The sequence below is a fragment of the Pseudarthrobacter sp. genome, assembly GCF_036675385.1.
Lineage (GTDB): Bacteria > Actinomycetota > Actinomycetes > Actinomycetales > Micrococcaceae > Arthrobacter.
In genome coordinates, this window is record NZ_JAKFFD010000209.1 from 1 (window position 1) to 12,471 (window position 12,471).

12 protein-coding genes are annotated in these 12,471 nt (G+C 65.6%); 7 read left to right on the plus strand and 5 right to left on the minus strand.

Features of this window, described 5'->3' with window-relative positions; translation table 11 throughout:
- Positions 1-370 precede the first annotated feature (370 nt).
- A complete protein-coding gene (locus V6M49_RS17405) occupies positions 371-976 on the plus strand; it encodes a malonic semialdehyde reductase (RefSeq protein ID WP_332762330.1) in 606 nt (201 codons plus the stop codon).
- A 119-nt stretch (positions 977-1,095) separates the two neighbouring features.
- Here the strand turns inward: V6M49_RS17405 and pgm are convergent, their stop codons facing one another.
- Positions 1,096-2,766: a phosphoglucomutase (alpha-D-glucose-1,6-bisphosphate-dependent) gene (pgm, locus tag V6M49_RS17410; protein ID WP_141139097.1), complete on the minus strand. Its 1,671-nt coding sequence runs from the start codon at positions 2,764-2,766 to the stop codon at positions 1,096-1,098.
- A 288-nt stretch (positions 2,767-3,054) separates the two neighbouring features.
- On the opposite strand from pgm, the gene V6M49_RS17415 reads away from it, so the two are divergent.
- Both V6M49_RS17415 and V6M49_RS17420 read left to right on the plus strand, forming a co-directional pair.
- Positions 3,055-3,996, plus strand: coding sequence for a nuclease-related domain-containing protein (locus tag V6M49_RS17415; protein ID WP_332762334.1), 942 nt, complete (start codon positions 3,055-3,057; stop codon positions 3,994-3,996).
- Between the two features lie 78 nt (positions 3,997-4,074).
- Entirely contained in the window at positions 4,075-4,701 is a 627-nt protein-coding gene (locus V6M49_RS17420; protein ID WP_332762336.1) for a DUF4190 domain-containing protein, read from the plus strand.
- A 367-nt stretch (positions 4,702-5,068) separates the two neighbouring features.
- On the opposite strand, the gene V6M49_RS17425 is transcribed toward V6M49_RS17420, so the two are convergent.
- Both V6M49_RS17425 and V6M49_RS17430 read right to left on the minus strand, forming a co-directional pair.
- A complete protein-coding gene (locus V6M49_RS17425; RefSeq protein WP_332762338.1) occupies positions 5,069-6,523 on the minus strand; it encodes an amidase in 1,455 nt (484 codons plus the stop codon).
- The gene (locus tag V6M49_RS17430) at positions 6,516-7,259 is read right to left on the minus strand and encodes a peptidase E (protein WP_332762340.1); all 744 of its coding nucleotides are present in this window, start codon (positions 7,257-7,259) and stop codon (positions 6,516-6,518) included. Before V6M49_RS17430 ends, V6M49_RS17425 begins: the two co-directional genes overlap by 8 nt.
- Before the next feature lie 111 nt (positions 7,260-7,370).
- Here V6M49_RS17430 and V6M49_RS17435 point away from each other — a divergent pair, with 111 nt between their 5' ends.
- The 3 genes from V6M49_RS17435 to V6M49_RS17445 all read left to right on the plus strand — a co-directional run bounded on the left by V6M49_RS17435 (position 7,371) and on the right by V6M49_RS17445 (position 9,009).
- A complete protein-coding gene (locus V6M49_RS17435; RefSeq protein ID WP_056347663.1) occupies positions 7,371-7,697 on the plus strand; it encodes a rhodanese-like domain-containing protein in 327 nt (108 codons plus the stop codon).
- Positions 7,698-7,736: 39 nt separating this feature from the next.
- Positions 7,737-8,675, plus strand: coding sequence for a prephenate dehydratase (gene pheA, locus V6M49_RS17440; protein WP_332762343.1), 939 nt, complete (start codon positions 7,737-7,739; stop codon positions 8,673-8,675).
- Between the two features lie 124 nt (positions 8,676-8,799).
- Positions 8,800-9,009, plus strand: a complete 210-nt coding sequence (locus tag V6M49_RS17445) for a hypothetical protein (protein ID WP_141139103.1) — start codon at positions 8,800-8,802, stop codon at positions 9,007-9,009.
- Between the two features lie 12 nt (positions 9,010-9,021).
- On the opposite strand, the gene V6M49_RS17450 is transcribed toward V6M49_RS17445, so the two are convergent.
- Positions 9,022-10,080, minus strand: a complete 1,059-nt coding sequence (locus V6M49_RS17450; RefSeq protein ID WP_141139104.1) for a diacylglycerol/lipid kinase family protein — start codon at positions 10,078-10,080, stop codon at positions 9,022-9,024.
- A gap of 90 nt (positions 10,081-10,170) precedes the next feature.
- Between V6M49_RS17450 and serS the strand changes: the two genes are divergently transcribed.
- Positions 10,171-11,451: a serine--tRNA ligase gene (serS, locus tag V6M49_RS17455; protein WP_332762346.1), complete on the plus strand. Its 1,281-nt coding sequence runs from the start codon at positions 10,171-10,173 to the stop codon at positions 11,449-11,451.
- Between the two features lie 28 nt (positions 11,452-11,479).
- Here serS and V6M49_RS17460 read toward each other — a convergent pair whose 3' ends face one another.
- Positions 11,480-12,061 (minus strand): hypothetical protein, encoded by a 582-nt coding sequence (locus V6M49_RS17460; protein WP_332762348.1) that lies wholly within the window; start codon positions 12,059-12,061, stop codon positions 11,480-11,482.
- Positions 12,062-12,471 lie beyond the last annotated feature (410 nt).

A 12,471-nucleotide genomic window follows, 5' to 3' on the forward strand; every position in this document is an offset into this window, starting at 1 on the left:
CGGTATGTCACGGTCGCTCGGGTGACCTGCACAGGCGCCGGCGGTGCCGCTGTGCAGCCCGTCAGCACGACTGCCACGATGGCGGCCAGAGCGGCGGAGGACCGGATCCATGATGGGCGCTTCCGAGGCTCCGACATGTAATCACGTCCCTGCTGGGGTCGGGCGGCGCAGGGAGCACGATCAGGCAGGCTGCGCCTTTACCGCCCATGTTCCTCAGGCTTTCTGGAGGGGTCAAGCAGAAATCCCGCCTCCGCTGTGGTGAACGTCACCAGCCGTATTGGGAAGAGGTCCGGCCCGCTTGAAGTTACAACTAAGGAAAGCAGACCGCCGGCCCATCATTTGCGATGAGCGGCCCAGCGAAAGGTACGCCATGACTATTGCCCACGAAGAAGCGGTTATCGATTCGGCCGCCGTCGACGCCATTTTTGCCGAGGCCCGCACGGCCAACTCCTTCACCGGTGAGGTGACCGAGGACCAGGCCCGCGCCATCTACGAGCTCACCAAGTTCGGCCCCACGGCTTTCAACTCCCAGCCCCTCCGCGTGACCTACGTCCGCTCGGACGAGGCCCGCGCCACGCTGGTGGACACCCTGGCCAACGGCAACAAGGCCAAGACCGCCTCCGCGCCGCTGGTTGCCATCCTCAGCTACGACACCGCCTGGGCCGAGCAATGGGACAACTTCCTCCCCGAATACAACGCACCCAAGGCCATGTACGACGCCGCCCCGGACCTGGCTGCGTCCACCGGCAACAACAACGCCCACCTGCAGGCCGGCTACTTCATCCTGGCCGTCCGGTCCCTCGGCCTCGCAGCCGGCCCGATGACCGGAGCCGACTTCGGTGCCATCGACGCCGCGTTCTTCCCGGCCGGCGACCAGAAGAGCTTCCTGGTGGTCAACATCGGCCAGGCCGGCGCAGACGCCTGGGGCGCAGCGAAGCCCAAGTTCCGCTACGAGGACGTTGTCCGCACCGTCTGACGCTCTCTCATTTAATGCGGCTTTAACACCGACGCTCTCTCACTTTCCTCAAGAAAGTGAGAGAGCGTCGGTCATTTAAGCGCATCTAGTGAGAGAGCGTCTGGTCTTTTTTGGGGAGGCTAGGCGATGACGCCGTCTACCAGCGCCTTGGCTTCCGCCTGGACCTGCTTGAGGTGCTCCTCGCCCTTGAAGGACTCGGCGTAGATCTTGTAGACGTCCTCGGTCCCGGACGGGCGTGCGGCGAACCAGGCGTTCTCCGTGACCACCTTGAGCCCGCCGATCGACGCGCCGTTGCCGGGCGCCTCGGTCAGCTTGGCGGTGATGGTTTCGCCGGCCAGTTCAGTTGCAGTGACGTCCGACGGCGAGAGCTTGCCGAGTGCCGCCTTCTGCTCCCGCGTGGCTGCTGCATCAATGCGCGCGTATACGGGAGCGCCGAACTGGTCGGTCAGGCCCTTGTACAGCTGCGATGGCGACTTGCCGGTGACCGCGGTGATCTCCGAGGCCAGCAGCGCCAGCAGGATGCCGTCCTTGTCGGTGGTCCAGACGCTGCCGTCCAGCTTGTTAAAGGAAGCGCCGGCAGACTCTTCGCCGCCGAACGCGCCTTCGCCGGACAGCAGCCCCGGCACAAACCACTTGAAGCCCACGGGGACTTCAACCAGTTTGCGGCCCAGGCTTTCCGCCACACGGTCGATGATCGAGGACGAAACCAGGGTCTTGCCCACCACCGAGTTGGGGTTCCAGCCGCTGCGGTTGCGGTAGAGGTAATCGATGGCGACGGCGAGGTAGTGGTTCGGGTTCATCAGGCCACCCACCCCGTCGATAAGAGGTGTAACGATGCCGTGGCGGTCGGCGTCCGCGTCGTTACCGGTGGCGACGTCGAACGCGGCTGAACTGCCGCCGTCGGACATCCTGTTGATCAGGGAAGCCATGGCGAACGGCGAGGAGCAGTCCATCCGGATCTTCTCGTCCCAGTCCAGGGTCATGAACGCCCACTGGGGATCCACGGTGGGGTTCACTACGGTCAGGTCCAGGTGGTGGCGCTCGCCGATCTCGCCCCAGTAATCCACTGCAGCCCCGCCCATGGGGTCGGCGCCGATGCGGACACCGGCCTCGCGGATGGCGTCCAGGTTCAACACGGACGGGAGGTCGTCAACGTAGCTGCTGAGGAAGTCGAACTTGCCGGTGCTGTCCGCGGCGAGGGCGTCGGCGACAGGGATGCGCTTCACTCCCCGCAGGTCGTTTTCGAGGAGTTCGTTGGCACGGTTGGCGATCCAGCCCGTGGCGTCGGAATCGGCCGGGCCGCCGTGCGGAGGGTTGTACTTGAAGCCGCCGTCTCCGGGCGGGTTGTGGCTGGGCGTGACCACAATGCCGTCCGCTTCCGGAGTGCCGGGCTGGCGGTTGTTGTTGTAGGTGAGGATGGCGTGGCTCAGTGCCGGTGTGGGGGTGTAGCCGTGCCGCGCGTCGACCATCACGTGCACGCCGTTGGCTGCGAGAACCTCCAGGGCGGAGTTCTGCGCCGGCTCGCTGAGGGCGTGGGTGTCCTTCGCCAGGAACAGCGGGCCGGTGATGCCCTGCCCGGCGCGGTACTCCACGATTGCCTGCGTGATCGCGACGATGTGCTTTTCGTTGAACGACGCCTTGAGGCTCGATCCGCGGTGCCCGGAAGTGCCGAACGCCACGCGCTGGCCGGGATCACCCAGATCCGGCGTGATGTCGTAATACGCATCGAGGAGCGCAGTGATGTCAACAAGGTCCTGGGGTTGGGCAACTGTGCCCGCGCGGCTAGCCATGGCACCAGCATGCCAGACGTGGGCTGGAGTCAAAACGCGCGGTCCATAATCCGGTCCCTATGACGCGGAAAAGTCCCCGCCGGACGCTCGGCAGCAAGTAGTTAAAGCAAGTACTGGCCCCAAAAGTACCTATATACCGGCTCCCCGCGGCGCTGCTACGTTCGGAAAAGCTCAGGAAAGACTGCCCGACGGCGGGGAGCGCCGCCGTCGGGCAGTGCGGTAAGCGTCTGGCACTGCAGTAAGTCGCACACTGCGGTGAGTTGGCATGCGGGAGCCAGGGGGTACGTCATGGGGGCAGGAGACGGCGCGGCCGAGCAGTCGAGGCTTGCTGCAGAACGGGTGCAGCGGCTGAAACGCCAACTCGATCAGGCCGAACGGGCCACGAAGCCGTGCGACGCCGGTGCTGTTGGCGAACGGCTCGTGGCGGACAGGTTGGGCCTGCTCATTCCGCACGGCTGGTACCTGCTGAACGACGTCCGCTGGCCCGGGCGGCCCAAAGCCATCCTTGACCATGTGCTGATTGGTCCCGGCGGAGTGGTGGTGGTCGATGCCAAGAACTGGACCGGCGAGGTCAGTGTCGCCGCCGGGGTCCTGTGGCAGGGCCGGTTTGCCAGGACGCAGTCGGTTGACGGGGCATTGGCGCAGTGCGCCGCCGTCGCGTCCGTGCTGGCGCCGCCCCACCGGCGGTTCGTCCGCCCGTTGATCTGCCTCACCGGGCAGCCGGACTTCTTCGGCATCACCAATTCAGACGTCGCCGTGGCAGGGGCAGACCGCGTTGTTGCTGCCGTCCTGGCGCTGCCCCCGGTGCTGGACCAGCGGACGGTGGTGGGCCTGTATGCGCACCTCGGCGAGCAGCTCACGCAGGAATCTGTGGCGGAAAGTCCTGCGGTGAACTCGCTGACCGTGAAGCCGCTGACCGTGAAGTCACCGACCGTTAAGCCACCGACCGTGACGTCACCGACTGTAGAGCCGGCGGGCGGAGGGCCGCCGGTGGCTGGGCCGCCGGTGGCTGGGCCGCCGCGGTCCGGGCAGACAGGGGGCCGGAGCGGGCCCCGGCAGCCCGCCTATCGCACCCGCCGTGGGGCGCGTAGTGGGACGGGCAGCGGCGGCTCGGGACGCGCCAGGAAGTCGAAGGCGCAGCACGACGCGGCCAGTGGAATGACCCGGCTGATGTTCCTGGCTGCCTTTGTGGTTTTTGCCGTCTACGTGCTGCCGTATTGGGGACGGTAGGGCTGGATGAGGGCGGCTGTAGGCCTGTAATGCAGGCGGCGGTAGGCTGGGAAGCGAAGACTTCGAATGGGGAAAATCATGACTGACCAGCCAACTCCGCGCCCTGATTCGCAAGGGTCCGGTGCGGGACCCGGCGATTCGCCGGCAGGCTACGAGCCGCCGCAGTTTGTGCCGCCCCATGGCCCAAGCATTCCGGCGCCGCCGCCGTATGACCAGAACCCGTACGGCCAGAACCCGTACGGCCAGAATCAGTTTGGCCAGGACCAGTACAGCCAGAACCAGTACGCCCAGCCAGGCCACTACAACCAGCCAGGCAAGTACAGCCAGTCTGGTGCGTACAGCCAGCCTGGCGATCCGTACAGCGCCACATATGCCCAGCCTTCGAGCCCCTACGGCCAGGGTTCCAGCCCTTATGGCCAACCGGCGTACGGACAACCCGCGTACTACGGTATGCCGGCCCAGGAGCCCAAGGGCCTGAGTATCGCCAGCATGGTGCTCGGCATTTCCTCGGTCATCCTTGGCTGGTTCATGATTCCGCAGATCGCCGCAGTCATCACCGGCCATCTGGCCCTCCGCCGTGAACCCTCTGGCAAGGGTATGTCCATCACCGGGCTGGTCCTGGGCTACCTTTGCCTGCTGGGTTACGGAGCGTTCTGGCTGCTCCTGATTATCGGGCTGACATACGCTTCCAGCTACGGGTACTGATCCCGGGCCAAAGCAGGATGCCAGGCAGCGGAAAGGCCCCCGTCAGGGGGCCTTTCTTCAGGTGGGCCTGACTCGCAAAATCAGACTCTCTCGCGCCTGCGCTCAGCGGCCGGTTTTTGGGCTTCGTGGGTCCTCCGGCGACGCGGGAAGGCCCAGAAGGTGAAGTCCTGGGCCGTGTAATGCGGCTCCGGACGGTCCGGCGGTGTTTCCTGGCGCGCTTCGGGTTTCCGGTCGGCTTCTCTCTTGTTACGCCACCCGAAATCCTCCATCGATGAATAGCACATCACAGACCTCCTCATAGTGACTGCCCCTTAATCGTCCTCCGGATCGGCCCCGGAGTCGACACCCGGAGCCGTTCAAACTGGCATCAGAAGCCGAGCTGGGCCGCCACCTGGAGCAGGAGCAGTTCCGATCCCGCCCGCCCTACAAGCTGGATCCCCATCGGCAGGCCATGCGCGGGTTGCCCGCCGGTCCAGTGCACGGGAATGGTGATGGCAGGCAGGCCGCAGACATTCACCATGGAGGACCACGGGGCGAATTCGCACTGCCGGCGGTAGTCGCCGTCGGCGTCCCCGGGCCATTCTGCTGCCGGCCACGGTTCGTCGCCGTGCGTGGCGCCGGTAAACCAGCCCACGGGGCGCGGCGTCTGCGCCAGGGCCGGCATCAGCATCAGGTCCCAGCCGCCGTACTGCGTGATCGTGTCACGTTCGAATTGCCGCAGGAACGCCACCGATTCATTGAGTTTTGCGGCGCTGCGCTGCTGGGCCCGGCGTCTGAAGGTGCGGGTCAGCGGGGCCAGAAGTGCTTCGCGGTGCGGACTGATCCGGGCGGTTCCGACGGCGGCGGTCCACGCGGTGGTGAAGGCGTCCGGGTAGCGGTTGTCGTAGCGGATGGCGGCTTCGCTGACGGCGTGCCCGGCATGCTCCAGCATTTCGGTGCCCGCCTGCAGCGCGGCCAAGGCTTCGGGTTCGGGCGTGAACGGAAATGTGGCGAACCAGGGGCTGTCCAGGGTCAGGCCTATGCGCAGCGGGCGCGGCTCGTGTGCCACGGCGTCGAGATAACTGCTGTCACGGGACGGTGCCAGAGCATCCATCAGCAGGGCCGAGTCGGCTGCGCTGCGGGCCAGGGGCCCCGCTACAACCAGGCGGGCGGGGTCGCCTGAACTCTCGCCCGACGGCACCACGCCGCGGCCGGGTTTGAGTCCCACGAGGCCGCAGGCGGCGGCCGGGATGCGGACCGAACCCCCGCCGTCGGTCCCTGGCGCGAACGGAAGCAGGCCAGCGGCCACCGCGGCAGCGCTGCCTCCCGAGGAGCCGCCGGAACTCCGGCTCGGGGCATGGGGATTGCGCGACGGCGGTGCGATGCGGTTTTCGCTGTAGGCCGTCAGCCCAAACTCCGGAACCTGCGTCTTGCCCAGTGAGACCACGCCAGCGGCCTTGAGGACTGCGGCGAGGGCGCCATCGGCGGGCGCCGGTTTGTGGTCAAGTGCAGCGCTTCCATGGGTGGTCACCACGCCGGCGACGTCGGTCAGGTCCTTGAATGCCACCGGCATGCCGTGCAGAAGTGGCAGGGCGCCCGCGCTGCCTCCGGAGTCCCGCGCGGAGTCGTTCCCGGAGTCTTTTCGGAACTGGACGAACCGGGCATCGGCGGCGGCTGCGTCGGTCATCGCCTGATCCGCCGTGACCGTGACAAAGGCGCCCAGCAACGGGTTCTGCTCTGCGATCCGGGCCAGGAAATGGGCTGTGGCTTCCCGCGCTGAAAGCTCTCCCGCGCGGAGCGCATCCCGGAGCCGAACAGCCGGCAGTTCGTGGATGTCAGCCAAGGAAGCGAGGCTCCAGGCGCCTCTCGGAAGCGGTGGGTCCATCCGCTCCACCGGCTTCCGCGGTGACGATGTAAGCGCCCTTGCCCCGTACCTCGGCAACCGCTTCCACAAGTTCCGTGCCGTGGTAGACCAGCCCCACGCCGTCGTCCGTGCAGTGCGTTTCCCCCAGCATTCCGTCAGCCACGAGCCGGTGCACCAGCGGGCGCCGCCTTTCCTCTGAGTCGTAATGGACGCCATTGGCGTACGGGAGGAAGGCCAAGCCATTGGTCACTGCACGCAGCTCCGGCCCAAACGAATCAGTGGTGCCGCCCTGGAACCAGCAGATTGATCCGGCCGAAACCCCCGCCAGCACAACTCCGTGCTGCCACGCGCGGTGGAGGATGCCGTCCAACCCGTGGGCACGCCAGACGGCAAGCAGGTTCACCACGGAGCCGCCGTTCACCCACACCACGTCCTGTTCCAGCAGATGCGCCTCCGGGTCTGCGTGGTTTGGCATGGTGAAGAGGTTGAGGTGGCTGAAGTCGAAGCCCGCCAGCCGCGCGGCCTCATCCATTTCCGCATTGAACCCTCGTTGATCTCCGGCGGCCGTACCCACGTGGGTGACCCGCGGCGGCCGTCCGCTGGCTCCGGAAAGCTCCACGGCGTAGTGCAGCAGGCGGTCAAACTCCAGGCGTGTTCGAAAACCCTGCCTGTAGCCTCCAGACGTGGCCAAGATGGTGGGCTGCTCAGCGGGCAAGGATCCTCCTACGGGTCTTCAACAGCGTAACTTGTCCCTGGTTTCGGGATCGGCGCGATCGGCTGGCGCTAGGCTGGAAGGAGACCAGTGATTCTCCGAAAGAGGACTCCTATGAGCGATTTTGATACCGTGCCCGTCAACGACGTCCCAGCCGACGCCGTGATTCTGGATGTCCGCGAAGACTACGAATGGGTAGCCGGACACGCCGAGGACGCCGTGCACATTCCCCTGGACCAGCTTCCGGCGCGGCTTGACGAACTGGACCCGGACCAGGACGTCTATGTCATCTGCCGCACTGGCGGACGGTCCTTCCGCGCCGCGCAATGGCTCACCGGACAGGGCTATACAGCCATCAACGTGGCCGGCGGAATGGACCAGTGGCTCGAGTCCGGCAAGCCACTCGTGTCCGACAACGGCCTCAAGCCGCTCATTCTGTAGTTCAGCCCGAACCTGCGTCCCGTCACCACAGAGGAATCCATGCCCGCGACACCCGTTACGTACACCTTCCTCGGGCCTGAGGGGACGTTCACCGAGGCGGCGCTGATGCAGGTTCCGGATGCCGCCGATGCCACCCGCATCCCGGCCTCCAACGTCAACGCTGCGCTGGACATGGTCCGCGATGGCGTTGCGGACGCAGCGATGGTCCCTATCGAGAACTCGGTAGAAGGCGGGGTCACGGCCACCCTGGACGCCATCGCCAGCGGGCAGGAACTGCGAATCATCCGCGAAGTCCTGGTCCCCATCAGCTTTGTCCTGGTGGCCCGACCCGGTGTGGAGCTGGCGGATATTCGACGGATTTCCACGCACGGCCATGCCTGGGCACAGTGCCGTCTCTGGGTGGATCAGAATATTCCAGGTGCAGAATATGTTGCCGGCTCCTCCACAGCGGCGGCAGCCATGGGCCTCCTGAACGGCGACGCCCACTACGACGCCGCGATCTGTGCGCCCATTGTGGCCCAGGAGCAGCCAGGGCTGACAGTCCTGGCGGACAACATCGGCGACAATCCGGGAGCAGTGACGCGGTTCATCCTGGTGAGCAGGCCGGGCGCACTGCCCGAACGGACCGGTGCGGACAAGACCACGGTGGTAGTCCCGCTTCCGGAAGACCGCCCGGGTGCGCTGATGGAAATCCTGGACCAGTTCGCCACGAGGGGCGTGAACCTCAGCCGGATCGAATCCCGGCCTACGGGCCAGTACCTGGGGCACTACTTCTTCAGCATCGACGCTGACGGGCACATCGCGGATGCCCGTGTGGCAGATGCTTTGGCCGGTCTTCACCGCATCAGCCCGGCCACCCGCTTCCTGGGCTCGTATGGACGGGCTGACGCCCAAAGCTCCAGCGTCGCGCAACACACCTCCGACGAGGCATTCCAGGCGGCGCATGAATGGGTGGGGCAGATTCTGCAGGGGGAATGAACGCCGCCTGACGCCGGCTAAGGCTTCGCCCACAGCGTAGGCCAAGGTACTTCCGCGGGATAGGTACTGTGCGTATGCTTGCTTGATCCACTTGGGGGATGGCCCCTAATGAAGGGAACAGGTCATGAGCACCAGCAGCACAGACAACGACGGTCAGGGCATGATCGTTAATCCGAAGCCCACAGCCGACAACCAGGACTGGGACGGGGACGACGCTGACCGCGCCGACCGCCTGCGCTTCGAAGAGGAGCAGGCTATGATCCGCGAGCAGTCCGAGGCACGTGCCGCGAAGGCTGCTGCAGAGGCAGGAACTGCCAAGAAGGCAACCGCCTGAGGCCGGGCCGGCTCAGGCCGGTTGGCCCTTGACCCTTATCAGGAGCGAGCGCGGTTCCACCCGGACGGTGAGCTTGGTGGCCAGCCCGGATGTGTCGCCGTCGATTTGCGTGGGCATGGGCTCCGGGCACTTGATGACGATTCGGCCGGCCCGGTACATCGTCATGATGGGCAGGTTGCCCTTGTGTTTGAACAGGATTTTCGCGTACATGGCCAGCCAGCCGATGGCGCTGCGGGGGCTCATGACCACCACGTCCAGCATGCCGTCATCGATCATGGCTTCCGGGATGAAATCGATCCCGCCCGGGACCAGCCCACAGTTGGCAAAGAGGACGCTGCGGATGTTCCGGACCTGCTCAGGCTTGTCATCCAGCGCGACTGAGACCTTCCTTCGCCGCCCCGGCAGGTGACGCATTCCGGCTTCGGTATAAGCGAGCCAACCCACGGCTTTCTTTAGGCCGGCATTGGTATCAGCGAGTATTTCGGCGTCCATGCCGATCCCGGCGATCACCAGGAACGCGTGCTCGGAAGAGTGTCCCGTGCGGGAATTCTCGATGCCCATCCGCGCGGTATCGATGTAGCGCTGGTGGCCGAAAAGCGCTGTCTGCACGTTGGCATGGAGGTCGTTGACATCCAGATCCACGTTTCGCGCCAGGAGGTTTCCCGTCCCCAGCGGAATCAGGCCCATGGCCACATCCGTGTGTGCGAGGGACTCTGCCACCACCCGCACGGTGCCGTCGCCACCGCCCACCAGCACGACGTCGGCCTTGTAGTCCAGCGCCGACCGGGCCTGGGAGTATCCCGGGTCCTCGGCGGTGGTCTCCAGGAAGAGGGGTTCGTCCCACCCGGCTGTCAGGCAGGCGCGCCGGATGGCTTCCTTCGCTTCGGGGGCACGTGCCTTGACGGGGTTGAGGATGACGACCACGCGTTGCTGGGTGAGGCCCGTTTCATGCGCTTCTTCGTGGACCGCGCTGCGGATGTGCAGGGCCTTGAGCTTCCGGACGCCCCACCAGCTGGAGACGGCGAAAGCCAGCGCCGCCGCGCTCAGGACGTAGAGAAGCCAGTCGTTCATGGTGCTTCAACAGTATCCCGGCCGCGGCGCCGCGATTCCCCCCGTCCGGCCGGGCAGTGTTGGTTCCGCCGGATTCGATACTCTTGTCTGGTGATCGACGTAAAAGACCTCAGCGAAAACCCGGACAAGTTCCGTGCCAGCCAGCGCGCCCGCGGCGCCGACGAATCAGTGGTGGACGCGATCATGGCCGCAGACTCCGCCAGGCGTGCCGCCATGATCCGGTTTGAAAACCTCCGCGCCGAGCAGAACGTCTTCGGCAAGAAGGTGGCGCAGGCCAAGGGCGATGAGAAGAAAGCCCTGCTCGCCGAGGTCAAGGAACTGGCCAACACTGTGAAGGCCGCATCGGCCGAAGCAGACGCTGCCCAGGCCAAGCAGGACGAACTGCTGCGCAGTATCCCGAACCTTATTGAGGGCGGCGTCCCCGAGGGCGGCGAGGACGACTACGTGGTGGTCAAGACCGTTGGAATGCCCCGCGAGTTCCCCGATTTCGAGCCGAAGGACCACCTGGAAATCGGTGAGCTGATCGGCGCCATCGACATGGAGCGCGGCGCGAAAGTTTCGGGCTCACGCTTCTACTTCCTGCGCGGAGTGGGTGCACGCCTGGAGATGGCGTTGCTGCAGATGGCCATGGACCAGGCCATCGAGGCCGGCTTCGTTCCCATGATCACCCCAACCTTGGTGCGCCCCGAAACCATGCAGGGCACCGGCTTTGATGTAAAGCACGACGCCGAGATCTACCGTCTCGCCGAGGACGACCTTTACCTGGTGGGCACCTCCGAGGTTGCCTTGGCCGGCTACCACGCGGACGAGATCCTGGACCTGACGGCCGGGCCCATCCGGTTTGCCGGCCAGAGTTCCTGCTACCGGCGTGAGGCCGGCTCGCACGGCAAGGACACCCGTGGCATCATCCGTGTCCACCAGTTCAACAAGGTGGAGATGTTCATTTACACCACGGTGGAGAAGGCCGCAGCCGAACACGAACGGCTCCTGGCCTGGGAAGAGGAGATGCTGGCCAAGTGCGAGCTCCCGTACCGCGTCATTGACACCGCCGCCGGCGACCTCGGCATGTCCGCGGCCCGCAAGTTCGACTGCGAAGCCTGGATTCCGACGCAGGGCGCCTACCGTGAGCTGACCTCCACCTCGAACTGCACGACTTTCCAGGCACGCCGCCTGAACATCCGCGAGCGTGTGGTCAACGACGAAGGCGTTGCCAAGGGCACCCGGGCCGTAGCCACCCTCAACGGCACGCTGGCCACCACCCGCTGGATCGTGGCCATCCTGGAGCACCACCAGAACGCCGACGGCTCGGTCAACGTCCCGGCCGCACTGCAGAAGTACCTCGGCGGCATGGAAGTCTTCCCCGTCCTCTAGGCTTCGCTGATCCGAGGAGAAATCCCCGTCACGTGGTCCATTCCCCCGGTAACACGACGGGGATTAGGCCAAGCGGCGGGGATTCTTGCGTAGTGATTCCGGCACGTTCAAGTTTCCGCCGCAATAACTCCGGGTCGGTTACGGCTTTCCAGTCCCAGCGGACAACCTTGTAGCCAAGCGCTCGGAGCCGGTCTTCACGCTTCTTCTCAGCCAGGACGGTTTCCCGTGTGCTGCGGCCGTCCAGGAGGTCGTCGTCGAGATACTTGGCGTCGCCGTCGAACTCCCCAATGACGCCGTAATCCGGCCAGAAAAAGTCTGTCCGCGCAATGAAACCTTCATGGTCATAGAAGGAACGCTGCAGGACCGGAGCCGGAAGCCCCAAAACGTGGATGAGTGCCCTGCTCCGGGACTCCCCGGCGGATTCCGAAGCAGCGTCAGCCAGTTCGAGTACCTCCAGGATCCGACGGCGTTTAGCAGCTGAAGCGAGACCGGCCGCCGCATGCTGCACATCGACTCGAGTGAGGCCTTCGCCTTCTTTGCGCCCGTTCCCCAGCGCAGCGTCCATGATGGCCACGGACTCAGGAAGTTCCAGCCGGACTACACAGTCCATGACCGTCTGAACCAGTGGCGTCACACCGAACCCACGGGTGCCGACGACGTCCGATTGCCAATGATGCCGGGATATTCCATAGCCCCGCACGTCGTCCAACCCGGTGCGGCCCGTTTTCGGATCCCTTGCGGCCCGGGTAGTCGACGGGAGTTTGCCCGCCTTGTGGGGTGATGGCGTGAGGATGTGGATGTAGTCCGGAACCCGTGGGCTGGGCAATCGCCAGACACGCAGGGCGGTCAGGTAGCAGAAACCTACTGCCGGATCACTAGCCGCCACGGCTGCTTCCGGTGAGGGCGCGCCTGCGGCTGGCGAGGATAAGGGCAGGAGGGGCGGATTCCATGGTCCAATGCTGGTCGGTTCGTTCCTACCCAGCCAGGCCCGCGCGCCCGGATGTGGATAAGTCCCGGCAA